This window comes from Paenibacillus anseongensis (genome assembly GCF_009757995.1).
Lineage (GTDB): Bacteria > Bacillota > Bacilli > Paenibacillales > NBRC-103111 > Paenibacillus_E > Paenibacillus_E chondroitinus.
In genome coordinates this window covers 405,687-430,948 of the sequence record NZ_WSEM01000016.1, presented here as the reverse complement: position 1 = coordinate 430,948, position 25,262 = coordinate 405,687, and the positions used below count along the sequence as shown (strand labels likewise).

Below are 25,262 nucleotides of genomic sequence, written 5' to 3'. Positions count from 1 at the left end.
ATATGTATGAATTAGGACAAGAATAGGGATCGATTAGCAAAAAAAAGTTGATTTTTATTCCAATTAGCTTTATAACTGTATTTAGAACAATTATTATTTAAAATTAATTATTGTAGGGGTGATATCATGGATTTGACTTCCGGCAGCGAAGGCAAATGCCCGTTTCCGCACGGCAGCGCAACTAGTCACAAATCAAGCGGTACGACGAATAGAAATTGGTGGCCCAATCAGCTCAATTTGTACATACTTCATCAACATGATCAGAAATCAAACCCGATGGGTGCGGATTTCAATTACGCAGAAGAGTTTGCAAAGCTAGATTTTCAAGCGGTTAAGCAGGATCTTAAGAATCTAATGACAGACAGTCAAGATTGGTGGCCTGCTGACTATGGACATTATGGTCCATTTTTCATACGTATGGCTTGGCATGCTGCAGGTACTTACCGTACGGGTGACGGTCGCGGTGGTGCCGGAACCGGAAACCAGCGTTTTGCTCCTCTGAATAGTTGGCCAGATAATGGAAACCTCGATAAAGCCCGTAGATTGCTTTGGCCGATTAAGCAAAAGTATGGCAATAAGCTCTCGTGGGCGGATTTATTCGTTTTAACAGGTAATGTCGCAATTGAATCTATGGGGGGCAAAACCTTTGGTTTCGGCGGCGGCCGAGTAGACGTTTGGCATCCGGAAGAAGATATCTACTGGGGTGTTGAGACAGAATGGCTGGGGGACAAACGTTACACGGGCGATCGTGAGCTTGAGAATCCGCTTGCCGCTGTTCAGATGGGTCTTATCTATGTGAATCCAGAAGGCCCGAACGGTAAACCAGATCCACTTGCAAGTGCACGCGACATTCGCGAAACGTTCAAACGCATGGGAATGAATGATGAAGAAACCGTCGCACTCGTAGCGGGCGGTCATACATTCGGCAAGGCACACGGTGCAGGAGATGCTGCGAAAGTAGGGGCAGAACCGGAAGGGGCTCCAGTTGAAGCTCTGGGCTTAGGTTGGATCAATACGCACGGCTCCGGTAGAGGTCGTGACACAATTACCAGCGGTATTGAAGGTGCATGGACTGCGAATCCAACGCAGTGGGATAATGGCTTCTTCGATATGCTCTTTGGATATGAATGGCAGCTTACGAAAAGCCCAGCAGGCGCCTATCAGTGGGCTCCGATAAATCCTGATAAAGAGCACCTCGCACCGGATGCGGAAGATTCATCCATTCGCGTTCCAACGATCATGACGACAGCGGATTTAGCATTGCGCGAGGATCCGGCATATGAGAAGATTTCTCGTCGTTACCATGAAAATCCGGAAGAATTTGCAGATGCTTTTGCTCGCGCGTGGTTCAAACTCACTCACAGAGACATGGGTCCTCGTGTAAGATACTTAGGTCCGGAAGTTCCTGAAGAAGTACTGCTCTGGCAGGATCCTGTAGATGCAGTCAACATCGAATTAACGGATGCGGAAGTTCAAGATCTTAAAACAAAGATCCTAAACTCCGGTCTTACAATCAGCGAACTGGTAACTACGGCGTGGGCTTCGGCAAGTACTTTCCGGGGTACGGATATGCGCGGTGGTGCGAATGGTTCCCGTATTCGACTTGCTCCTCAGAAGGATTGGGAAGTGAATCAGCCTACACAACTTAATAAAGTGCTTGCTATTCTGGAAACGATCCAGGTTGAACTTGAGAAGAAAGTAAGCTTGGCTGACTTGATTGTATTAGGTGGTAGCGCTGCCGTTGAAAAAGCTGCACGTGATGCAGGTTATGATGTAACGGTTCCTTTCACACCTGGCCGCGGCGATGCGACTCAAGAACAAACGGATGTAGAAAGCTTTGCCGTACTAGAGCCGGCGGCCGATGGTTTCCGCAACTATCAGAAGAAGAATTACAGTGTAAATGCTGCTGAACTCCTAATAGACAAGGCACATCTGCTTAACCTTACTGCGCCAGAAATGACTGCGCTTGTAGGTGGTATGCGTGTTCTTGGTACAAACTTCGATGGGACAAAACATGGCGTATTCACCGAACAAGTAGGCAAACTGACGAACGACTTCTTCGTTAATTTGCTTGACATGAGAGTACAATGGAAGCCTGTTAGCGGAGGCATTTATGAAGGATCTGATCGTCAGACAGGTAAAGTCGTGCGTACGGCGACGATCGTTGATCTCGTATTCGGGTCAAACTCTATTCTACGTGCCATTGCTGAAGTTTACGCTCAAGATGATAACAAAGAGAAGTTTGTACGTGAATTTATTGCAGCTTGGGTAAAAGTAATGAATGCAGATCGTTATGAGCTAGCTAACACTCAGTAATGAGTTAAAAAGACTCAACCAATTTTCTACTAACTTGGTTGGGTCTTTTTCTATTTTAATTTACCGAGGAGCCGGGCTGTCTTCATATTTACATTGACAACGGAACGGTCTGTTCGTATGATCCAAGTAGATTGTAAAAAAATGTGAATAGTGGGGAGAGGATCCGGATGCTGAACAATTGTGCGGCTATTATCCAACAATACATGGAGAATTTGGACAAATATTCGATAGAGCAGTTGCGATATAAAAGTGAGGAAAACGTGTGGTCAATCGGGCAAATGTATATCCATGTGATTGAAGTGGCGAAAGAATATATCGGGCATATTGAAACGTGCACGAAGGCAACCAGGGAAGAGCCTGAAGATAAGACAACTGATGGATTGAAAGCGTTTGCGGAAAAAGAGTGGCCTAATATCCGAGTGAAACTTGACCAACCGCCGAATGAGACAAGAAATCCCGAGACGAAAGATGAAATCATAGCCGGACTAGAGCAAGTGCTAGTGATGTTGGCCAACTGGACAAGCCGCATAGAGGAAGCAAATCCAGCATGCAAAGTTCTCCACGGCTGGTTTGGCTGGCTGAACGCACGTGATTGGTTTGAGATGGTTGGGATGCACAGCAGGCATCATCTGCGGCAAAAAGAAATCCTGGACGAGAAACTGGCGGAGGCAGGGATAAGATAACCCGATATAATAATTTTTTTTGTTTGATGTAGAAATTGTGTGATCTGGCTCGTCATTATTGTGAAGACGGCAACAAGTTATTCCAATATGAACGTTGAGAGGAGCAGTAACGATAAATTACACACTGATCATGTATGAAACCACAGAGGATTTCGCCAAACGTACCGACCCGATACACAAGGAGGCTTATACAGCAAGCTGGGCTCATTATGTCACAGCTTTGCGTGAATCCGGCATTGTTGTAAGCAGCGCAGGCCTCCAGTCTCCGGAGACGGGGACCACACTAAGCCGTAACGGCGGCGAATTGCTTGTTCAGGATGGCCCGATCACGGAAACGAAGGAGCAAATCGGCGGTCTGATCATCATAGACGTGCCGGATATGGACCACGCATTGGAATGGGCGGCGCGTTGTCCCGGCAGCTCAGTTGAGGTTCGTCCAAACCTCAATCCGATTACAAAATGAGCGATAGGCAAGCTCATCAAATAATTGAACAGACGGCAAGGGAATCCTACGGCCGTCTGGTTGCATTCCTTGCTGTCCGCTCTCGTGACCTGGCGGCAGCGGAGGATGCACTTGCGGACGCATTTCTGTCCGCGTTGGTGAAATGGCCGGCGAGCGGAGTGCCGGACAAGCCTGAAGCATGGCTGCTTACGGCTGCGAGACGTCGGTTGATCGATGGCAGCCGACATACCCGCGTGCAAGCCGGCGCCGAGCATGCTTTGCTATCCCTAGCAGAAGATGCACGGCAGCGAGTCGAAAACGAGATGCCTTTCCCTGACGAACGGCTGAAAATGCTGTTTATTTGCGCACATCCCGAAATCGATCCTGCTGTGCGCACGCCGCTTATGCTCCAGTCCGTACTTGGCCTTGATGCGGCCCGCATTGCATCTGCTTTCATCGTTAAACCGGCAACGATGGGTCAGCGGCTCACTCGTGCTAAAGCAAAATTAAAGAACGATGAGATCAGATTCGATTTGCCCGGTGAGGATGAATGGCCGGAGCGCCTTGGAGCAGTGCTTGAGGCTGTTTATGCAGCCTATGGTAGTGGGTGGGAGGATATTGCCGGCGTTGATTCTCGCAGGAAGGGGCTTGCCGAAGAAGCGATATTTCTGGGAAGGCTGATTGTCCGATTCATGCCAGGGGAACCCGAAGCACTGGGATTGTTGGCTCTCATGCTGCACTGCGAAGCGCGCCGTTATGCGCGCCGCGATGAGGCAGGCAGCTATGTGCCAATATCCGATCAGGATCATTCACGCTGGTCGTTCGGAATGATCGAGGAGGCTGAACATTGCCTCCGCACTGCTGCCAATGGGAAACGTATCGGACGATTCCAGCTTGAGGCGGCCATTCAATCCGTGCATGCTCAGCGAGCTTGGACGAACCGCACGGAATGGGGAGAGATTGCGCTGCTGTACGAGGGACTGGTTAGCATTGCTCCAACGATTGGCGCAATTGTAGGTCGCGCAGCAGCGGTTGCTGAAGCGTTCGGCGCAGAAGCGGGAAAAGCGCAGTTAGATGCTATACCGGCAGAAGCGGTTAAAAGTTATCAGCCTTATTGGGCGCTGCGCGCTCATTTGTTCAAAAGGATGAAGAGATACGAGGAAGCCCGCGCCTTTTACAGCCGTGCTATCGGGCTGTGCATGGATCCATCCATTCGAGCTTTTCTGGAGAAGCAATCCCATGAATGTTAATTGATTTTACGGTGGAAATGAAAGCAGGGAGTAGATTGCCGCAATGGCAGCTGCTCCCTGTTGTTTTAATTTAACTGACTTTTACGATACTGAATGGGCGTAAAGCCTGTGATCTTTTTAAATATCCGACAAAAGTAAGGGAAATTAGGTATGCCAACCAATGAACCAATTTGTTCAATAGATTTTGATTCCGTTTTCAACAACCAGCAAGCCTGTCTTACTCTACGTGCAATGACGTATTCCGTGATGCTTCCCCCTGTTTCGGTCCGAAATAACCGCGATACATGATTCTTGGAGAGATGGAGTTCCTTTGCTAATTCAATCAAGTCAAAAGGCTCTGTAAAATGCTCTTCGACCCAATTCATGATTTTTTCAGCATGGCTTTCCGGACGTGCGACGCCCCCAAATCCTCCAATGTGCAAGGAGCTGAGATAGTCTAAAATGTTGAGAATCAACATCGAGGCTGTCTCGTGGTCTTCATCTTTTTCGTTCCACCCCGTAACCAGGTCGTTGAATCTTTCCAGAACGCCTATCATATAAGTCGAATCCCGATCCTCACGAAATACCTGATTGGTCATTTGTTCTTTCCATACCTGATCAAAAAAACGAGACAGTACAGTAAAGTTTTTGAGATGAGGGGCAACGATTGAGGGTTCAAAGGTTAGAACGGTTCGTACATATGGATTTTGAGGAGTGGCATCAAATTGAATGCGATGCAGCTGGAAGGGTTGTAATATCACGACACAGCCGGCCTCTAAATTGTAAATCTTGCGGTTAAGGGTCAAGGTTCCCTTTCCTTGATAGACAAACAAGACCTCAATTCCTTTATGATAATGGTAAGTAATAGGGGGATATTCGTAGGACACGGCCCTATATTTAAGCCTTACGCCCCGGTTGTTAAGTACATGAAATACTTGTGCACGTTCATCCACATGTTTTGTGTTTTTCAATGATGATCACCATCCAACCCGCTTTTCAAAATTATCATTTGAGTGCTATTTTGTGACGGAAGAAGATAACTATTTTAGCCAAAAAATAAGCTATGATAGGAATGTCGATACCATCTAATTATACGTTGTTGCCATTATTGGTGGCAATGAGGCTTTCAACGATTATGACTCAAAAACCTACGGAGGTGACATAGAATGACTTTCCCTTTATCGACTCTAAAGGAGGACGAATACAGCGAGTTACTGGATGGAATCAAAGATATCTTGAAGGAATGCTATCAAGTGACAGAATACGAGGCGATGTTAGTCATTCATGAGGGGAATGAAAAAACGCAAGAGTTGTTAAAAGATTATTTGCCTTACATAGATTCCATTCATAAAACGATTTGTGGCATTAGGGACACACTAGAAAATCATATGAATCTAGTATTCCAGGAACAAGAATTGCCAAATAAAATGATTTATGAAGCAGCTGCCTGGCACGCGTTTGAATCTGTGAGATGTTACTATAAAAGCACGGTAACTACCGTGTAACGGCAATTCCGACTACATATGAGGAAGGCGAAAATCAGATGGCAAGAAAAACAACCTATGTGTACATGTCTATGTATTACTCACTTGTCTTTATGGCGCTAGGCGCTTTCAGCAATTATATTCCTATTTATTACAACGACATCAATCTTGATCATTTTCAGATTGGTTTGCTCTCGACAGCGGGAGCGATTACCGCAATGATCGCGCAACCGCGATGGGGATTGGCCGCTGACAGAGCGGCATCGAAAAACCGTCTGCTTCTTATAGCGCTGTTGCTCACCTCAATTCTCGTCTGGACGTTGCCGGCGGCAGGCAGCCAATTCTGGGTGTTATTTGCGTGCACAGTTGTGTTCGGGGCCGTCCAATGCGTGATTAATCCGCTGGGTGACACGATTACGCTGGAGATTTCCCGCAAGTCGGGATTTAACTTTTCGCGTATTCGCACAGCGGGATCCGTCGGTTATGCTTTGATGGCGGTTATTGCCGGCTGGCTGTTGGACCGTAATCTGCACTATATGTTTCCGTTGTTCTCCGGGCTCGTATTCGTCGCCTTCCTGCTGGCTTGGGGCATCCCTAAGGTGGAAGGCCATCAGCACAAGGCGAAGGTCCAACTGAAACAGCTGTTCACCAGCAGAAAGCTTGTTTTGATTTACTTATACACACTTGTGGTAAATTGTACGTTGGGCTTTTTTACGACATTTCAAGCCGTCTATAGTAAAGAGCAGGGAATGAGCACAGCGCTGATTGGCATTGGGGTCAGTATCGGTTCGATCAGCCAGTTTCCATTCATGTTGTTTTTTCAACCGCTTTATCGGAGGTTCGGAATTTTTAAAATATTGCTCTGCTCCGGAATTATTCTCGCCGTACGATGGTTGCTGTTCAGCGGTTCACTAAGCCCGGCCGTCTATTTGGCGACGTGGGTGCTGCATGGCGGGACGTTCATGCTCTTTTACTTATGTCTGGCTGAGTATGTGAGTACACATGTGCCAAAAGAGTTGAAAGCAAGCGGACAAATGATGAATTCATTAACGATGAACGCCATAAGCCGTACATTAGGCTCGCTGTTAGGCGGACTGTATGCCGGTTGGTTCGGTATCCGCTCAGGATTTATGGTCAGTTCTATCATTTGTGTCGCAGCAGTGGCTTTATTTTGGTATTATTATCGCCCAAATGATGGAGAGAAACTGGAAATGGAAGTGTCAGCCTGAGATACAAAACTGGCGTGCCGGCATTTTATTTAACTAATGAGCTGTGATACGATGATATGGAATAGATTATAAATTTTTTCAGAAAAGAGAGTCTAAGCAATGATCACAATAAACCGATCAAAAGTAGAAGATGAGCTTCAAGCCTTCATTGGTCATGATGTTTATATTCACAGTGAAGCAACGTCCTTTGTTTTCGTACGCAATTTCAAAGTCAAGGTTACCCATGCGTTTGTAGCTGGGGAAGGTCCATTTCGTGCTGCTCTCCGATTTGACGGGCATGGCTGGCTTCGAATGGAAGCGCTCACGCATTATGAGATTGATGCAAATGGCCGGCTTTTATTGGCTGGTTATGATGACAGAGGCCGGATGAATGTTGCCCTGCATGTAGGAAAGGAGCCGTTTCCAGAATGAACATGACACAACATACACCATCGAAAAAACTGTTAGCGGTGTTTGCGCATCCCGACGATGAGTCGTTTATTTGTGGTGGTACGCTCGCCAAGTACGCCAGTGAACAGGTCGACATTACACTTGTAAGCGCAACGCGTGGAGAAATGGGACGACGTATGGGCAATCCGCCTTACCTCAATCGTGAAACGATGGCAGATGCTCGTGAAATAGAGCTACGGAATGCCTGCGATAGCTTGGGAATCCGGCAGTTGCAATTTTTGGATATCCGCGACAAAACCGTTGAGTTTGTCGATGAGAATAGCTTGACAACTCGCATCGCGGATATTATCCAAAAAATTGACCCTGATGTCGTGCTTACTTTCCACGAAAAACTGGGTGGTCATCCCGATCATTGTGCTATAGGGAAGGCGACGACAGCTGCTTTTCAAAAATTAGGTCGACGAGGTGCCCTGTATTTTATTACGTTTGGCGATGCGATGGAGCGTCCTGAGCGATATGGGTATTCCCGTAAAGATGTCGTCAAAATCGATGTGCATGCTCACTTGGACGCCAAGCTTGCCGCGTTTCGTGACCACCGGTGCCAGACTGAAATAGACGAATGGGTATGGCTGCCCGACCAAGAAGCAAAAGCCAGATTCGGTAAATACGAATACTTTTTGAAAGCGGATAGGGCGTCTTCGACATTGAATCATGATGATTTATTTATTCCTACACTTGGATAAAACATTAAGTATTGGCAAGTATATACGGAGAAATTAGCAAAAGCTCGAATGTTTTTCTGAAACCCAAGTGTACAAAAACAATTTGGAGGTATCTGTCATGCGTTTGGAAGGTAAAGTAGCGGTCGTTACCGGTGCTGCGTCGGGCATGGGCAAAGCCATTGCTATGTTATTTGCGCAAGAGGGCGCTAAGGTTGTCGTATCAGACTTGAATTTGGAAGGCTCGAATGCAGTTGCCGAAAGCATTAAAGCCACTGGTGGCGAGGCCATAGCTGTCAAAACTAATGTTGCCAACTTGGATGATATCCATATGATGATAGATACGGCTGTGAATGAATATGGAACACTAGATATTTTAGTTAACAATGCTGGCATTATGGATAACATGGCACCTGTCGGCGACGTAACCGATGAAAAATGGGATCTCATTTTCGATATTAATACGAAGGGCGTTATGCGCGCGATCAGAAAAGCTCTTCCCATTTTCCTTGAAAAAGGTAAAGGTGTCATCATAAATACAGCTTCAACAGGCGGATTTAGTGGTGCACATGCAGGCGTTGCTTATACGGCATCTAAGCATGCTGTTATCGGGATCACGAAAAATACCGGTTTTATGTATGCTCAAAAAGGGATTCGTTGCAACGCGATTGCGCCAGGGGCGACGATTACGAATATCGCATCAACCATGACTAACGTGAACGAGATCGGTGCTTCTCGAACAAAGGTTACCCAAGGTGTGATTCCACGTGCCGGTCAACCGGAAGAAATTGCGCAAGTAGCTCTATTCCTGGCATCCGACGAATCAAGTTTTGTTAATGGCGCAGTGATCGCTGCGGACGCAGGTTGGACGGCCGGCTTCTGAGGAAGCATCCTAGAAATCTTATATGTAAATAATCTCTGAATCCGGGTATTGCTATGTGCAATATCCGGATTATTTGTTTTATAATCGTTTTAATGTTGTTTCAATAATTAAATAAAAGAATTAAAAAAATTAATTTTTAAATTAAATAAAATAATAATTATTGATTTACATTTTGAAAATAGTGGATTATAATTTAGAAAAAGAAAGGGGCGGAGTATGAAATATCCCATCATCACACAGTGTCCTGTATGCGACCATCATTTGCACGCCGTCAAGCTGGAATGCGGACATTGCCGAACAACGATTGAGAACACATTTGAATTATCCAATCTGGCTCTACTCTCGCCCGAACAACTCCATTTTGTGATCACCTTTCTAGTGAACAGGGGCAATATCAAGGAAGTGGAGAAAGAGCTCGGAATATCTTACCCGACGGTACGCGGTAAGCTCAATGATATCATTTCAGCCCTCGGATACGATACGCGGAAGAAGCCAGAAGTCGATGAGAAGAAGGTCATTTCCATGCTGGAGAACGGCGAAATCACTGCAGACGAAGCGGTCAAAATGCTGAAGGATGAATAAGGAGGAAAAACGATGAAAGAAGAAATCAGCAAAGTGTTGTCCATGATGCAGGAGGGTAAAATTGATTCCGTCAAGGCTTCTGAGTTGATTGACGCACTTAAGGAGAAACAAACAGCTCCTGCTTCGCATGCCGTACAGATGCTGGGGAAACCCAACTTCTCGAAGAAACCGTCTTCGGCATCCGGTAGTTATTTAGATAAAACATTGAAAATACGGGTCACCTCCCACGAAAATGATAATGTGAACATTAATTTGCCGATTAAACTTGTGAAAGCTGTACTCGCAGCTGGACACAGCATCGCATCCAATATTCCGCAGGCTGCGAAATATGTGAAGGATATTGATATTGACCTTCTCATCGATGCGATAGAGAACGAGCTTGACGGGCAAATCATTGACATCCGCTCCGGTGTATCGGACACAGTCACCGTCGTGATTGAGTGACAGGTCATGATGATTGTGAAGGTTAAAAGTAAGGAGCACGCTTTTACGATTCCTGTCCCTTATACCGTACTGCACATGGGGAGTGGTATTCTGACTTCCAATTTCATTCACCGTATATTGAAGGATTGGTTGAACAAATTCGACGGAAAGTCGGATGGGCATTTGAACCGGAAGCATGATTTCGATTCGGACAGCAGTCGATTCGGGATCGAGCTGGTACTGTCGATTCTCCAAAGCCGAAGCACGAAGCAAGCGATTAAGCAACTCATCAAGGAGTTGCAGCGTTACAAAGGGACGGTTCTGGTCGATGTCAAAGCTCAGGACGGCACGGAAGTGTTGATTAAACTGTAAGCTAGGTTTTTTAATCTCAATGAATGCCGCATAGGATGTGGCATTTTTTTTTGTTTCATTTTCATGTCGATATGGATTCGCAGGCAAGATATGCTAAAATAATGTCATATCGGTTAAACCTCTTCGAGAACGATATTATTATGGCAATTGGAGGAAAGTACATGCATCTTATCGACAAAGCAATAGTCCAGCAGTTTATCGATATCCTTATTGATCAGGATTTATATATTCATCTCGAGATGACAACGGGGGCTTATGCCGCGCATCTGGATTCTACGAAACATCCGGCTGCGACCTTTATTTCGAATGCCGTTATTCGTTATTCTCACGGCTCGATTTCGGGTAATGGACCTTATCGCGTCGGCTTGAAAACGGAGCAAGGTTGGGTATATTCCGAGGGGCTAACTCACTATGAAGAGACGGATTCCGAAAGGCTTATCCTTGCGGGGCATGATACGGCGGGGAAACTTGTCGTGGCGCTGCAATTGAGCCGGGAACCGTTCTAAGGTAAAGGAGGAATCGAACATATATGGAACGACACATTCTGGTTGTGCTTCCACATCCGGACGATGAGGCATTCAGCGCGTCAGGAACGCTTGCCATGCATCTCAGCCAAGGATCAGAAGTCACTTACGCTTGTTTAACTTTAGGTGAAATGGGCCGCAACATGGGCATACCGCCATTCGCCAATCGGGTCACATTGCCTGTCATTCGCAAACAGGAACTTGAAGCTTCGTGCCGCGCTATCGGCATTCGGGATCTTAGGTTGCTCGGCTTTCACGATAAAATGATCGAGTTCGAGGATAAAGCCAAATTAGATGGAAGGATCGAAGAACTTATCAAAGAGCTTAATCCTTCGTTAGTCCTTACTTTCCACCCCACACTAAGTGTTCATCCGGATCACGAAGCATGTGGAGCGGCGGTAATCCGAACCATTGGTAGAATGCCTGCCGACCGAAGACCGACTGTGCATTGTATGGCATTCGCCAAAAATCATGAACAAGAAATCGGCAAACCCGATATTGTTAATGATGTCAAAAGTTTTTTGAAACAGAAGATGGCATCTATTCAATCCCATAAGTCGCAATTCCAAGCCGCTGAATTATTGGGTAGCAAGAAATTATCGGATCCGGAAATTCAGACGCGCTTCGGAACGGAACGATTTTGGACGTATCGATTCTGATGAAACATAGTTGAATGAAGCGAGGAAGGCAGCCGGCACAAGTCGGCTGTCTTTATTTTTTTACAGGTGAACAGTTCAAATTGCAATCAATAATTTTCCCCGCGATAATAGCGCTTCAGCTTTTCTTCCAAATGAACGAGCTGCGCTTCTTTCTCCGCAATATCTTGCAACAACTTTTCCTTTTGGCCTTCAATTAGTTGGATTCGCTCCGGCAGGGTTGAGGTTCCTTCGTTTACTTTATCATAATACGTTTTGATATCCTCCACACTCATCCCGGTTTCGCGAAGGCATTTGATAAAAATTAGCCAGTTCAGATCATTATCTGTATAGAGACGGTTATTCTGCTCGTTGCGGGCAGCAGGTTCCAACAGTCCTTTTCTTTCGTAAAATCGGATCGCTCCAATATTGATCCCGACTTTCTTCGCCACTTCTCCAATTGTTAACATACGAACCCTCTTTTTATGAAAAATTAATTGTTGACCTACACTAAGTGTAGCATAGTAACTTTTAAATTGTTAATGAAAATTCAAATGAAGAAAGAAGGATTCGCATGAAAAAGATCGCTTTAGTGACCGGAGCAAATAAAGGAATCGGAATTGAAATCGTGAAGCAGTTAGGCGAAGCAGGTTGGAGAGTCATCCTTGGAGCACGAAGTGTCGAACGCGGTGAAGCAGCCGTTTCCGAGTTAACTGCCCAGGGGTTAGACGTAGAATTTATACAAATTGACATGGGTGATTTGAAAACCATCGAACAGGCAGCTGAGACGATTAACAAGCGTTACCCGGACTTGAAGCTTCTAATCAATAACGCTGGTATGCCAGGCGCTTTCTCACGCTCCTTTATGGATACCAAAGAGGAAGATTTGCGGAATGCGTTCGAAGTGAACTTTTTCGGGACCTTCCGTTTGAACCAACGATTATTCCCTTTAATCAAAGATAACGAAGGTACAGTCGTTAATGTTTCGACCGATATGGCTTCACTGGATCATATGCAAAATGCTGAATTTACTTTAAATGCATTCGATTATAACTCATCGAAAACGGCCAACAATGCCATGACACTTTCAATGGCCTATGAAGTCAGAAACAGCAAAGCGCAAGTATTCGCGGTAACGCCTGGATTCACATCCACAGATCTTAACGGCAATGCTGCAGGTGGTAAATCGAAAGAAGCTGCCGCCGTGATTATTGTTGGTTATGCGACGGATGGCAAACGTCATAACGCCGAATTCTTGGACGAGAAGGGCGTTTACGCTTGGTAACTCTCAGCTATCGAAAGCAAAAAACTCTTGCTGCCATTATTGGCAGACAAGAGTTTTTTTGCGTATAAGACAAGCCGGCATCACCCCGGCTATTCTTGAAACATCATCCAATGACCGTAAGTCCCTTTGGAAAAGAGGTCAACACCTCGACGCCGCTGTCCGTGACGAGCACATCATCCTCGATCCGGACACCGCCGACGCCCGGAACGTAAATGCCCGGCTCGATCGTGAAGACCATGCCGCTGCGCAGCAGCTCTTGGTTTTGACCGTGCACGGATGGATATTCGTGCACATCCATGCCAAGACCATGCCCGAGCCGGTGCATGAAATACGCTCCGTAACCAGCGCCTGTGATGTGCTCGCGCGCCGCGTGGTCCAGGCTGGCGAGCGTAGCACCAGGGCGAGTTGCTTCAATGGCCAGCAAGTTCGCCTGCAGCACCGTCTGATAAATTTTCGCTTGTTCTTCCGAAATATCGCCTATCGCGAACGTTCGCGTAATATCGGATGCATATCCATCTGCGTAGACGCCGAGGTCGAACAAAAGCAGCTCTCCTTCACGGACGGCCCGTGAACCCGGAACACCGTGAGGCATCGCAGATTTTTCGCCCGCAAGTACCATCGTCGCGAAGGAAGGTCCGCTCGCACCAAGTTTCTTCATCTGGTACTCCAGCTCCGCCACAAGTTCAATCTCCGTAACGCCTGGTTTCACTTGAGCGATACCGGCTTGGAGCACATCTTCGATGATCCGAACCGCATGCTTCATGCGAATAACTTCATCCGGAGTCTTAATGACGCGCATCTCCCGCAGCGGCTCGTCGATATCCGCATAAACGGCTGCACCTACCGCTCGGCTTATTGCTTCAAATCGGCTAACCGTCATATAGTCTTTCTCCAGCCCCAGCGTCCGGATGCCGGATGGCAGAAGCTTACTGAGAATTTCGTAGGGATTATCGGTGTCCGTATGAGTATGGATTGCCTTTACGGTAGATGCGGCTTGCGCTGCTTCAAGGTCCAAAGCGGGTACGATTAGCAGCGGTTCAGCTCCGCGCGGAATTAACAACCCGAGAAAACGTTCATGTGGGTCGCTCGCAAACCCGGTCAAATAATACACATGTTTCGGCATTGTAATCAGCACAGCATCAATCTCTCGCTGATCCATATATGCAATTAGTTGTTCAATACGAGTATTCATGAAACAAATCAACCGTCCTTTCAGCGTTTACTGACACTGGGTAAATTAAACATAATGAACTCATTATAATGTCAATAAGCGTCGGGTGACAAGGTCGACAAGGTCGTCACGCATTCAGAGCTCGCAAGCGTTTGATATCTTGAATGGGTGAAAGACCGAACATTCTCGTATATTCTCGGCTAAATTGAGAAGGGCTCTCGTAACCTACCCGGAACGCGGCTTCAGCGGCCTCAGTAGGTTCGGTTAATAAAAGACTTCGAGCCGCTTGCAATCGCAGGTGTTTTTGAAATTGAATAGGGCTCATAGCGGTTACATCTTTGAAATGCCGATACAATGAGGGAACGCTCATATTGGCTATTTCTGCAAGATCATCAATACGCAATGGTTTTTCAAAATTTTGTTTAATATGTTCGATGGCATCGATGATTCGGTATGCACCGCCTCCATCTTTGACAATCTGTTCCAATGCCATCCCGTATTTCCCTTGCATAATACGAAACAGAATTTCTTTTGTAATAAGAGGTGCAAGTAGAGGGATTTCTTCTGGGTGATCCAACAATTGCATCAATCGTTTAACTGCATCCATTAATGGTTCTTCCATTTTGCCGACAAATAAGCCTCGCTTTGCATGCTCTTGTGAATGTGTCGGGATTTTGGACTCCTGAATAACCTCGAGTATTTGTTCTGGAGTGAATTTCAGCTTGAGGGCGAGATAGGGAGCCTCTGGAGAAGCTTCGACAACTTGGCTGATAACAGGCAAATCCACGGAGGCGGCAATATATTCAGCTGACTCGTAGCGATAAAGCTCCTGCGCAAGCATGACTTCCTTCTGGCCTTGAAAAACAAAACAGATTGAACGGTCATGTACCCCGTGAGTGGGAACCGTCATTTTATTCTGGCGAAAGAGAAACAAAGATGGAATTGAAGTGGGGTGCGAGCCATTACTTTGGCGTGAATGATGTTCTATTAAATTAGCTATATGTTCACGTAGTTCGAGTTGGCGATTCATCATGTCATCCTCCTTAACATACCCGATAGTTGTTCCAATCATAATATACAGTCACTAGCAACGGCAATGGATGTGATAGGAATAGGCAATCAATTGAGATAAATGTTATACCGATGGGTCCTATATCCGTAGCATAATGTAGAAGCTGAAGCCAAGGCTTTCATGCTAAAACAACAAACGGAGGAGATATCCTTATGACAACTACACAAACGCCTATTGGCTCTGGTTTCGGAGCTACATCAACAGCAGCCGAGGTCATCCAAGGGATCGATTTGACTGATAAAACCATTGTGGTTACTGGCGGCTATTCCGGCATCGGATTAGAAACCGTTCGTGCATTCCACTCCGCAGGGGCCAAAGTCATCGTGCCCGCTCGCGATATAAATAAGGCTAAGGCCGCTCTCGCTGAAATGCCGGATGTGCTTATAGAATTCATGGATTTGCTTCAACCTGCATCTATCAATGCTTTTGCAGATCGTTTCCATAGACAGTTTGACAAGCTGCACATTCTTGTCAACAATGCAGGCGTCATGGCTGCGCCGCTAGTTCGTGACGAGCGGGGATATGAATCGCAGTTCGCAGCTAACCATCTTGGGCATTTTCAGCTAGCCGTTCGTCTCTGGCCAGCACTGGTTCGCGCGGAAGGAGCGCGTGTTGTAGCCCTATCTTCTTATGGCTATATAAGAGGTGAAGTCAACTTTGAAGATCCTCATTTCGAACATCGGGATTATCATCCTTGGGTTGCTTATGGTCAGGCGAAAAGCGCCAACGCGTTGTTCGCTGTCGCACTAGATTCGATAGGGCAAAGTCAAGGCGTACGAGCTTTCTCCGTCCATCCAGGTGGCATCGCAACGGATTTGCAGAGACATTTGTCACAGACGGAATTAGATGCTGTTAAGCTTTTTGATGAAAACGGCAAGCCAATTATCGATCCTGAAGGTGCAGATAGGAAAACTCCACAGCAGGGTGCGGCAACAAGCGTATGGTGTGCAACTAGTCCTCAATTGGAAGGCATGGGGGGCGTTTATTGTGTAAATTGCGAGATTGCCCCATTGTTACCGAACGATGAGTCTATGGAAAGATTTGGCGTAAGACCTCGCGCGATCGATCCAGTTGCCGCTGGCCGACTATGGCAGCTTAGCGAGCAGCTCACTGGCACAAAAATCATGCCTGTATAAGCTAGCTTTTAGATGATATGGATAGGAAGATAGAAAAAATGAACCAGTCTGTTGTTATTGAAAATAAATCAAACGTGAAAAAAACTCATCGCCCTTTAGTATTAGCCACTCTAGTTATATCCATGTTCATGGCTGCCATTGAGATGACGATTATTTCAACGGCTATGCCTAGTATTGTTGGAGAAATGGGAGGATTCACTCTCTATAGCTGGGTATTTTCTGCCTTTTCGTTAATGCAGGCAGTAACAACACCGATATATGGGAAACTATCCGACTTGTTTGGCCGCAAGCCCATTTTTATTACCGGAATCGTTATTTTTCTGGTCGGCTCCATATTGTGCGGGCTTTCGAAAACGATGATGATGCTCGTTATTTTCAGATTAATTCAAGGACTTGGCGCCGGCGCCGTCCAACCAATTGCAATGACCATCGTGGGCGATATGTTCACTGTTGAAGAACGTGCAAAAATTCAAGGATACTTCTCAAGCGTATTCGGGATTTCATCGGTTATCGGGCCAATTGTTGGTGGGTTGATCGTGCAATATTCCCATTGGTCCTGGATATTTTGGATGAACGTACCTCTTGGTATATTGTCCATTATCGGCGTCGTTTTCTTTTTTCATGAAGGCATCGATAAGCAAAAACACACCATTGATTACACCGGCTCCATTTTATTTGTCTTAACCATATCCTCGCTAATGATTGCCTTGATTCAAGGTGGCGTAGCATGGAGCTGGACATCGCCCCAAATGTTCTGTTTGTTAGTGGTGTTTATTTGGGGGACTTGGCTGTTCTTAAAACAAGAGCGTAGAGCTTCTGAGCCGATGATGCCTCTGCAGCTCTGGCAGAATCGTTATATTGCTGTCGGAAACACCGCAACGTTTACATCTGGCGCCATTGTTATCGGACTGACGAGTTTTATTCCCGCGTATATCCAAGGTGTTACGGGAGGTTCAGCATTCATAGCTGGTTTTACGCTAACGGTAATGACAGTAGGATGGCCTATCGCGGCATGGGCTGCAGGGCATTTGATTCTGAAAATCGGCTTCCGCCCAACGGCCGTTATTGGTGGCATTATCATCTTCATCGGGTCGTTGTTTTTCATCACTTTGGATCCATCAAAAGGCTCCTTATGGGCGGGGACTGGATCGTTTATGGTTGGAATCGGAATGGGATTCTCTAACTCGGCGTTTATGATTTCAATTCAAAATAGTGTACAACGGCAGATACGAGGCGTAGCTACTGCTTCAAATATGTTCATGCGACTATTAGGTAGTTCAGTTGGCGCGGCATTGCTAGGCGGAATATTGAATTTTAGATTTAAAAGATTTGTATTAAGCTCTGATAATACGTTGGGAAATACCGTTTCAATAGATTCCATTAACCAAGTATTGGACTCTTCAAAAACGCATCAAATCCCGGTAAGGGAACTACATGTTATTCAACAAGGTTTGACAATTGCACTTCACAGTGTCTATTGGGGGGTCTTAGTACTCGCTGTAATTACGATGCTTGGCACATTATTTTTACCTAAAACTCGAAATACGGCATGATGAAATTCTAGCTATCATTTATTTAGATGCATAAGATCTTAAATCTGTATTATGAATGATTCCTAATTTCAATGTATAGTATAAGAATGCTTTACAACATATGAAAATTAATTGTGCTTACGTATGGATAGTTGTCCTACCTTTTAATAGATATGGTGTGAAAAAACTGGAGAGGAAGGGATTTACGATGAAGATTGTTGAGTTAGGAACTCAGGGATTGAAGGTCAGCCAAGAAGGTTTGGGTTGTATGGGAATGAGTACTTATATTTATGGCCCAAGCGACGATAAAGAAAGCATGGCGACACTTCAGCGAGCAGTCGAACTTGGTATTACGTTCTTCGACACTGCGGAGACTTATGGGATGGGTCATAACGAAGAATTGGTTGGCAAAGCTCTCACAGGGATACGTGGGAATGTTGTTATCGCAACCAAGGTCGGATTCGGATTCACGGACGAAGGCCAGATTAAAGTCGTAGATGGCAAACGTGTCGTAGATGGCAGTCCCCAAAATGTCGTTAGAGCAATAGAAGGATCGCTACGTCGTCTACAAATGGATTATATCGACCTTGTTTACCTTCACTGTATCGATCCAACAGTCCCCATTGAAGAGACAATCATGGCGATGAGTAAGCTAGTAGCCGAAGGCAAAATCGGCCATATTGGTTTGTCCGAAGCTGCAGCGGGTACAATCCGCCGCGCTCATGCGGTTCATCCAATAACTGCTGTACAGACAGAGTATTCCTTGTTCGAGCGCGGAGTTGAAGCTAATGGTGTACTTGATACTGTCCGAGAATTAGGCATTGGTTTTGTACCGTACTCTCCATTAGGACGTGGATTCTTGACAGGTCAGTTTAAGACGGACCAGCTTCATCAAACGGACTTTCGCAAAACGGATCCTAGACTTAGCGGCGAAAACCTGGCAGTTAATTTGCAAATAGTTGAAGCTTTAACTCAGATAGCTGATGCTAGAGGAGTCAAACCCTCACAGTTGGCATTGGCTTGGACGATCGCTCAAGGGTGTGTCCCGATTCCTGGAACCCGTCGAATTTCTTACTTGGAGGAAAACGTCGCAGCTGCAGATATTGTACTGACACAAGATGAGTTAACAAAAATTAATGAAGTTGCGCCAATAGGCATCACAGCTGGCGATCGTTATACTAAGGCAAATATGTCATATGTGAACATTTAAGTAGTAAAGCCAGCTATAATCTCAAGATGAGGTGCTTTTATGAATGAGATAAAAAACATATTGAATGACAGATTTGAAGCCATTGAGCGAAGGATCGTTTTGGTTTTGGAACAGTTAGATGATGAACAAGTAAATTGGCGTCCTAACGACTCAAGTAATAGTATATCGAATTTAATCGTTCACATTAGCGGTAATATTAACGATCGTATTGGCAAAGGTATGAATAAGAGACCATTCACGAGAGACCGTGATGGGGAGTTTGAAGTACAGGTTATAACGAAGAATGATCTAATCGAGATTATTAAAACATCACTTCGTGAAGTTAAAGTGACATTAATGGCCATGAATAACGAAGGATTATTGGAAACTCAAAAAACGGGTAATCGTGAACAAACAAATTTAGAAATTTTTATTCAGAGTGCAACTCATTTCTCGGAACACATGGGCCAGATTTTATATATAGCGAAGATATTGAAAGATGAGGATTATGTGACGACTACTGTTCCAAAGAAGAAACGGGTCTAAATGATATCTGAAAAAAATATCTTATAAAGGCTGCCATACGGCAGTCTTTTTTCATCTAGTGGACTACAGAGAATGTGGTAGAATATAACATAAATATTTAGAAAATAGTGGGGGATCATATGATCAAGTTCTATAAAAACCATATATGTTATGGGAATGGGTCCATTTAGGATTGTATGATCTACTCAAAGCTTATTCTGGTTTTTTAACAGAGAACAAATATAAGCTAAATGAAGAAGAATTTAAAGAACTGTACAAAAAAGCTATTAAAATTGCTAATAAAGGGGTCTTGAGGCTTTGAAAACCGGTACAGCTATGTACCGGTTAACTCTGCTGAAATTGTATTTTCTTAATGATTTCTAGAAACTGATTGGCATCTTCAGAAGGATGTAAGGGATATAGCAAACCATAGGGGATTGCGAAGTCCAAGTCGCTAGGAATTGTTACTAGAGACGGATGAATATCTGCCCATACATCCAAAGTTAGTAAGACAACACCACTTTCTTCACATCGATTGAATATATCAATATCATAAAGACGCGGAATATCTTTGATTCGGATTTTAGGGTGGTTCTTTATCATAAAATTACGAATCTCATCAATTACCGCGCTACCTCCGCCATTTACTACAGCCAATTCCTCTCCATACAAATCTTTCACAGAAATAGTTTTTTTAGATGCCAGCCGATGATTGCGAGATAAAGCAAAGCAGAAACGATTACTTCCCAACTCAAGCACTTGGAAATACTCCTTTAAATTTTCTGTAAGGATAGGCCCTACAATGAAATCATAGTTTTTGCCAATAGTACGATAAGTAGTTGGGAGTGTATGTGAATCATCCTCAAAATGCACGATATTGATTTTGAATTGCGGAAATTTGTTGCTGACTTCATTCCACATATCCAGCAAAACCTTGTAGGGATTAAGCATAGAAGTTCCCACGCGAATTACGAGCTGATTTGCCTGTGCGAATTGACGCATGCGCAGCAGAGCTTCTTCGAAAAATTGCACCATAAATGTCGCATCCTTCACAAAGGATTTTCCCGCTTTGGTCAGGTCAATTCCATGGTTAGTGCGGATCAAAAGAGGCATACCTACCGCATACTTTAACAAACCATGAATTAGCTAAAACAAAGGATCCGCCGCGGCGGGTCCTTCTGCTATTTGGCACAGAATAAAGCCCGGCTAGCAAAGAAAGATGGAATTAATAACCTATAAAAATGAAATAGCCCCCTAATTCATACGAAGTGGATTCGTAATATGGTTAATTCAAGGTTTTAAAGCGTTTGCAAAATAGATGAATTCCAAATACGGAGGGATATAATTCATGAAAAAGTTTTTGGCCGTAATTGCTGTACTAACGTTTATTGCAGGCTGTGAACAGGGCGGGAGCTCCGCTCCGGTTGCAGGGGAAGGAGACGGAACAAGCAAAACAACATCCGCCACACCGAGTAATGAGTTGTTTATATATACCGTCAATCCGCCCTATTTCGCCAAGGAAGAAAATTTCGATAAACAAATCGGCGATTTCCTCAAAAAGAAATTCCCAGACGTAAAGATTAAGCATGTTCATTGGGATAACCCTGGTAGACAGTACAAGGACCTTATTGCAGCAGGAACAATTCCAGACCTTATCATTGATAATACGCGCATGAATGTTCAACGTTGGATTTTTGACAATGATCTGCAGTATGATATCCGGGATCTTATTAAAAAGTATAATTTTGATACAACCAAATTAAATCCGTCCCTGATGGCTCAGATGACCAATCTGAAAACGGATGGCAGCATCTATGGTTTGCCTTATAACAATAATGATTTTGTGCTTTTTTATAACAAGGACATCTTTGACAAGTTCGGTGTCGATTATCCGAAGAACGGGATGACTTATGATGAGATCTATGAAATCGCCAAGAAGCTTACCCGCGTAGATGGCGAAATCACCTACAAAGGATTTTCTCAAAATCCGGGTCATTATATGAATTATAATCAGCTCTCATTGTCGCCTCTAAGTTTAACGGAGGACAAGGCGAGCATGAACTCTCCCGAGTGGAAAAATGTTGTTGATAACTTACGCCGGTTCTATGATATTCCAGCTAACCAGTTTGACACGGTTGAGACTTTTGCGATGAAAGCTAACATTGCGATGGCTGTAGCGACAGTTGATCATTTAGTTACGTACTATGAGCAAAATAAGAATTTGAACTTTGATATTGTATCAGTGCCTTCTTTTAAAGAGGCTATGGATACGAGGTATCAGCCTAATGTGTATTCCATGTATATTACGAAACAATCACAGAAGAAGGATCTTGCTTTCCAGGCCATGGCGGCACTGCTTTCCGAGGAGCATCAAGTGGATCTTGCGAAAGAGGGCGTCATCGTACCGACGGAGTCCAAAGCCGTGCAAGAGGCATTCGGGCAAAACTTGTCACAGATGAGGGGTAAGAATACAAGCGCAATCTTTTACGGTAAAACAGCCATGCCGCCTGCTGCACGTGCTAATGGTTTAATGTGGTATGACGTTCCGATGCAGAACGTATTTGCGCCTCTCATTTTCAAAGAATCGAAAGACACCGTTACGGCGCTGCGTATGATTGAGGAACAATCGACGAAAGCCATTGCAACTGCGAAAGCTGCGAAAGTGAACACCGATACGGCTGCTGAAGCGAAGAAATAAGTACGAAGGAGAGGGATAGGATGGGGGAAAGAAAGAGATCACTTCCAGAGCTATTTGAAAGCAGCAATGGCCGCCGAGTTAAGACCGTTGAAGATTGGAGAATTTTTAGACGTCCTGAAATTATAGAATTATATCGTGAATATGTCTATGGAAGAGAGCCCGTGGGACGTCCCGATTCTTTACGATTCAATGTTGTGATGGAAACGCCGGTTATGCAGGGAACAGCAGTACATAAACAGGTCGACATCAATTTTACAGGTCGAGGCGGCGAAGGGCGCATTCGTGTACAGCTCTACATCCCAATAACCGAGTCAAGGGTACCAGCTTTTATCTACGCGGCAATCAAAGGTCAACGTGTGTCAGAAGTGGTATTAGAGGAATGTTCGGCTTATTGGCCGGTGGAGGATATCGTATCCCGAGGTTATGCAGCTGTTTCTTATCATGTGGAAGATTTGGACCCGGACTTCTTTGATGAAGGTTACCGGAATGGCGTCCACGGCGTATTTGATTCGCCAAGTGAATCACGATCGCCGGATGCCTGGGGAGCTATGTCCGCATGGGCATGGGGTGCAAGCCGTGTGATGGACTATTTGGAGACGGATTACCGAATTGATTCAGAACGGGTAGCCATTGTTGGTTATTCCAGAAGCGGGAAAGCCTGTTTGTGGGCTGGTGCTTTGGACGAGCGATTTGCCTTAGTTGTCAGTAATGATTCCGGTTGTTCGGGAGCAGCCATTTCGCGAGGTAAGGCAGGGGAGAGGCTCATAAACATTAACCGTGGAAATCCGCACTGGTTTAACGATAACTATAAGAAGTTTAATGAACGAGAGGATGAGCTGCCGATCGATCAACATCTATTGCTATCGCTCGTTGCCCCCCGGCATCTTTATGTAGCCAGTGCATCTGAGGACAATTGGGCCGATCCTGAATCTGAGTTTTTAGGATTACTATTGGCACAACCGATCTATACGCTTTATGGATTCAACGCTCTAGATGCACACCAGATGCCGCTTGTGAATTCTCCTGTGTGCAGCGAGAGAGTGGGCTATCATCTCAGAGAAGGAAAACACGACATTACCCGCTATGACTGGAAGTGCTTTATGGATTTTGCGGATAGAAAACTTTAGCATGAATATGGGGGCGATGTTGCATCTATCACGAAAAGGGAGCAGACTCCGCGGTTAATTGTTGATGATAAGAATAATACAACCGATATTTGGGCAAAAAATGGTAGTAATATTCTGCGTCAACAAGTGATTAAGGAGGAGGAACATGCGCTCCGGACGGTCGAGATTAAGAAATTGGATAGAAAAAAGATCACCAGCCCAAGTGATTACGGGTTATTACTTTTTGGCAATGATCATTTCCGTGGCATTATTTAGTATCCCTGCTGTGCATAAGCCTGGCATCCATGTTTCTTTCTTCCATACCATCTTTACCGCTGTAAGTGTTGCAAGCGACACGGGACTTGCCGTTTTTAATGTTGCAGAAACCTACAGCGTCTTCGGTTATTTCGTCATCATGCTGGTTTTGCAATTTGGGGGAATCGGTATTATGGCGATGAGCACGTTTTTTTGGCTTCTTCTTGACCGACGAATAGGCTTAACCCAACGCCGCCTCATCATGGCAGATAATAATCAGTTTGAAATGTCAGGTCTCGTACATATGATGAGAGAAATATTAGTGATTACCCTTCTTACAGAGCTTATTGGAGGACTTATTTTCGGAATTCGCTTCTTAGCGTATTATGATCGTTGGCAGGATGCCTTTCTTCAAGGATTATTTGCCTCCGTTAGTGCAACGACGAATGCCGGAATGGATATTACCGGACAATCCCTGATTCCGTATGCGAACGATTACTTTGTACAGTTGCTTACAGTTGCCTTAATCATTTTCGGAGCTATTGGTTTTCCCGTGTTAATTGAAGGCAAGGCATTTCTAACTCATCTAAGAAAACGGTCTAAAGAGATCTTTCGCTTTTCGCTTTTTACAAAAATAACGACGGTTACTTATGGTTTTCTTCTTGTGCTCGGGACGATCCTTATGCTGCTGTTTGAGAGTGATCATTTTTTAAAAGACATGCCCTTAATGGAAAGGTTTTTCTATGCCTTTTTCCAAACCGCAACAACGAGAAGCGCAGGGCTTACAACGATGGACATTAATCATTTATCCGTTCCAAGCCTTCTCTTAATGAGCTTTTATATGTTTATCGGCGGATCTCCCAATTCCGTAGGCGGAGGAATCCGTACCACAACGTTTGCTTTGAATATGCTTTTCATTTATCAGTTCTCAAGAGGGTATCGCTCCATCAAGTTATTCCGAAGAGAGGTGCATCAGGAAGATATGCTGAAAGCACTCGCCATTTTTCTACTTGCCACTGTGCTATGCGTGATATCGGTTATTGCGATCTGCAATGTGAATCATGATCTGCCGCTAATCTCGATCATACTTGAGGTATGTTCTGCCTTCGGTACGGTGGGCTTATCCCTCGGTGTAACACCGGATCTTGGCGTGTTCTCTCAATGCATTCTTATGGTGCTCATGTTTCTCGGAAGAATCGGCTTAACCACCTGCTTCTTCTTCCTTCGAGGCAAGCAAGACGACGCCAAATATCGTTATCCCGTCGAACGGATCATGACAGGATAGTGAAGAAACCAGCAAACACTTGTTTGCTGGTTTTTTGCGTTTCAAAATCCCTTATCGCAAACCGTTCGTGTATCTATAAAGATTATTAATCGGGATG

General features: G+C 44.9%; 27 protein-coding genes. 22 read left to right on the top strand and 5 right to left on the bottom strand.

The window, feature by feature from the left end; all coding sequences use genetic code 11:
- The first annotated feature begins 126 nt into the window (after positions 1-126).
- The 4 genes from katG to GON05_RS18255 all read left to right on the top strand — a co-directional run bounded on the left by katG (position 127) and on the right by GON05_RS18255 (position 4,691).
- Positions 127-2,316: a catalase/peroxidase HPI gene (gene katG / locus GON05_RS18270; RefSeq protein ID WP_157320647.1), complete on the top strand. Its 2,190-nt coding sequence runs from the start codon at positions 127-129 to the stop codon at positions 2,314-2,316.
- Between the two features lie 167 nt (positions 2,317-2,483).
- Complete coding sequence (locus tag GON05_RS18265) at positions 2,484-2,999, top strand: DinB family protein (protein ID WP_157320645.1); 516 nt, start codon at positions 2,484-2,486, stop codon at positions 2,997-2,999.
- 130 nt (positions 3,000-3,129) lie between these two features.
- Positions 3,130-3,462 (top strand): YciI family protein, encoded by a 333-nt coding sequence (locus tag GON05_RS18260; RefSeq protein ID WP_157322185.1) that lies wholly within the window; start codon positions 3,130-3,132, stop codon positions 3,460-3,462.
- Positions 3,459-4,691: an RNA polymerase sigma factor gene (locus GON05_RS18255; protein WP_157320642.1), complete on the top strand. Its 1,233-nt coding sequence runs from the start codon at positions 3,459-3,461 to the stop codon at positions 4,689-4,691. The genes GON05_RS18260 and GON05_RS18255 overlap by 4 nt, the downstream gene beginning before the upstream one ends.
- A gap of 65 nt (positions 4,692-4,756) precedes the next feature.
- Here GON05_RS18255 and GON05_RS18250 read toward each other — a convergent pair whose 3' ends face one another.
- Positions 4,757-5,641: an AraC family transcriptional regulator gene (locus GON05_RS18250; protein WP_157320640.1), complete on the bottom strand. Its 885-nt coding sequence runs from the start codon at positions 5,639-5,641 to the stop codon at positions 4,757-4,759.
- A 195-nt stretch (positions 5,642-5,836) separates the two neighbouring features.
- Here GON05_RS18250 and GON05_RS18245 point away from each other — a divergent pair, with 195 nt between their 5' ends.
- From GON05_RS18245 to bshB2, 10 genes are all read left to right on the top strand, one after another.
- Positions 5,837-6,175 (top strand): hypothetical protein, encoded by a 339-nt coding sequence (locus tag GON05_RS18245; protein ID WP_157320638.1) that lies wholly within the window; start codon positions 5,837-5,839, stop codon positions 6,173-6,175.
- A gap of 38 nt (positions 6,176-6,213) precedes the next feature.
- Positions 6,214-7,383, top strand: coding sequence for an MFS transporter (locus GON05_RS18240; RefSeq protein WP_127450579.1), 1,170 nt, complete (start codon positions 6,214-6,216; stop codon positions 7,381-7,383).
- 99 nt (positions 7,384-7,482) lie between these two features.
- Entirely contained in the window at positions 7,483-7,794 is a 312-nt protein-coding gene (locus GON05_RS18235) for a DUF1806 family protein (RefSeq protein WP_157320636.1), read from the top strand.
- Positions 7,795-7,796: 2 nt separating this feature from the next.
- Entirely contained in the window at positions 7,797-8,516 is a 720-nt protein-coding gene (locus GON05_RS18230) for a PIG-L family deacetylase (protein WP_246239243.1), read from the top strand.
- Positions 8,517-8,613: 97 nt separating this feature from the next.
- Entirely contained in the window at positions 8,614-9,375 is a 762-nt protein-coding gene (locus tag GON05_RS18225) for an SDR family oxidoreductase (protein ID WP_157320632.1), read from the top strand.
- Positions 9,376-9,591: 216 nt separating this feature from the next.
- A complete protein-coding gene (locus GON05_RS18220; protein WP_127450574.1) occupies positions 9,592-9,957 on the top strand; it encodes a DUF2089 domain-containing protein in 366 nt (121 codons plus the stop codon).
- A gap of 12 nt (positions 9,958-9,969) precedes the next feature.
- Positions 9,970-10,401, top strand: a complete 432-nt coding sequence (locus GON05_RS18215; protein WP_157320630.1) for a hypothetical protein — start codon at positions 9,970-9,972, stop codon at positions 10,399-10,401.
- 6 nt (positions 10,402-10,407) lie between these two features.
- A complete protein-coding gene (locus GON05_RS18210; RefSeq protein ID WP_157320628.1) occupies positions 10,408-10,752 on the top strand; it encodes a hypothetical protein in 345 nt (114 codons plus the stop codon).
- Positions 10,753-10,913: 161 nt separating this feature from the next.
- Positions 10,914-11,258 (top strand): YojF family protein, encoded by a 345-nt coding sequence (locus tag GON05_RS18205; protein ID WP_157320626.1) that lies wholly within the window; start codon positions 10,914-10,916, stop codon positions 11,256-11,258.
- Positions 11,259-11,281: 23 nt separating this feature from the next.
- Positions 11,282-11,935: a bacillithiol biosynthesis deacetylase BshB2 gene (gene bshB2 / locus GON05_RS18200; RefSeq protein WP_157320624.1), complete on the top strand. Its 654-nt coding sequence runs from the start codon at positions 11,282-11,284 to the stop codon at positions 11,933-11,935.
- A gap of 86 nt (positions 11,936-12,021) precedes the next feature.
- Here bshB2 and GON05_RS18195 read toward each other — a convergent pair whose 3' ends face one another.
- Positions 12,022-12,381: a MerR family transcriptional regulator gene (locus GON05_RS18195; RefSeq protein ID WP_157320622.1), complete on the bottom strand. Its 360-nt coding sequence runs from the start codon at positions 12,379-12,381 to the stop codon at positions 12,022-12,024.
- 104 nt (positions 12,382-12,485) lie between these two features.
- On the opposite strand from GON05_RS18195, the gene GON05_RS18190 reads away from it, so the two are divergent.
- Positions 12,486-13,196, top strand: coding sequence for an SDR family NAD(P)-dependent oxidoreductase (locus tag GON05_RS18190; protein WP_157320620.1), 711 nt, complete (start codon positions 12,486-12,488; stop codon positions 13,194-13,196).
- Positions 13,197-13,299: 103 nt separating this feature from the next.
- On the opposite strand, the gene GON05_RS18185 is transcribed toward GON05_RS18190, so the two are convergent.
- Both GON05_RS18185 and GON05_RS18180 read right to left on the bottom strand, forming a co-directional pair.
- Entirely contained in the window at positions 13,300-14,388 is a 1,089-nt protein-coding gene (locus tag GON05_RS18185; RefSeq protein ID WP_157320618.1) for a M24 family metallopeptidase, read from the bottom strand.
- Positions 14,389-14,494: 106 nt separating this feature from the next.
- Positions 14,495-15,400, bottom strand: a complete 906-nt coding sequence (locus GON05_RS18180) for an AraC family transcriptional regulator (RefSeq protein WP_157320616.1) — start codon at positions 15,398-15,400, stop codon at positions 14,495-14,497.
- Between the two features lie 191 nt (positions 15,401-15,591).
- Here GON05_RS18180 and GON05_RS18175 point away from each other — a divergent pair, with 191 nt between their 5' ends.
- The 4 genes from GON05_RS18175 (at position 15,592) to GON05_RS18160 (ending at position 19,842) form a co-directional block, all read left to right on the top strand.
- A complete protein-coding gene (locus tag GON05_RS18175; RefSeq protein WP_157320614.1) occupies positions 15,592-16,575 on the top strand; it encodes an oxidoreductase in 984 nt (327 codons plus the stop codon).
- Between the two features lie 38 nt (positions 16,576-16,613).
- Complete coding sequence (locus tag GON05_RS18170; protein ID WP_157320612.1) at positions 16,614-18,128, top strand: MDR family MFS transporter; 1,515 nt, start codon at positions 16,614-16,616, stop codon at positions 18,126-18,128.
- A gap of 187 nt (positions 18,129-18,315) precedes the next feature.
- Positions 18,316-19,317, top strand: a complete 1,002-nt coding sequence (locus GON05_RS18165; RefSeq protein WP_157320610.1) for an aldo/keto reductase — start codon at positions 18,316-18,318, stop codon at positions 19,315-19,317.
- Between the two features lie 39 nt (positions 19,318-19,356).
- Positions 19,357-19,842, top strand: a complete 486-nt coding sequence (locus GON05_RS18160) for a DUF1572 family protein (RefSeq protein ID WP_157320608.1) — start codon at positions 19,357-19,359, stop codon at positions 19,840-19,842.
- A gap of 324 nt (positions 19,843-20,166) precedes the next feature.
- On the opposite strand, the gene GON05_RS18155 is transcribed toward GON05_RS18160, so the two are convergent.
- Positions 20,167-20,955, bottom strand: coding sequence for a LysR family transcriptional regulator (locus tag GON05_RS18155; RefSeq protein WP_221435247.1), 789 nt, complete (start codon positions 20,953-20,955; stop codon positions 20,167-20,169).
- A 214-nt stretch (positions 20,956-21,169) separates the two neighbouring features.
- Between GON05_RS18155 and GON05_RS18150 the strand changes: the two genes are divergently transcribed.
- The 3 genes from GON05_RS18150 to GON05_RS18140 all read left to right on the top strand — a co-directional run bounded on the left by GON05_RS18150 (position 21,170) and on the right by GON05_RS18140 (position 25,165).
- Positions 21,170-22,519 (top strand): ABC transporter substrate-binding protein, encoded by a 1,350-nt coding sequence (locus GON05_RS18150; RefSeq protein ID WP_157320604.1) that lies wholly within the window; start codon positions 21,170-21,172, stop codon positions 22,517-22,519.
- Positions 22,520-22,539: 20 nt separating this feature from the next.
- Positions 22,540-23,646 carry a glucuronyl esterase domain-containing protein gene (locus GON05_RS18145; protein ID WP_157320592.1) on the top strand — a complete coding sequence of 369 codons (1,107 nt, stop codon included), beginning with the start codon at positions 22,540-22,542 and terminating at the stop codon, positions 23,644-23,646.
- Positions 23,647-23,791: 145 nt separating this feature from the next.
- Complete coding sequence (locus tag GON05_RS18140) at positions 23,792-25,165, top strand: TrkH family potassium uptake protein (RefSeq protein WP_157320590.1); 1,374 nt, start codon at positions 23,792-23,794, stop codon at positions 25,163-25,165.
- Positions 25,166-25,262 lie beyond the last annotated feature (97 nt).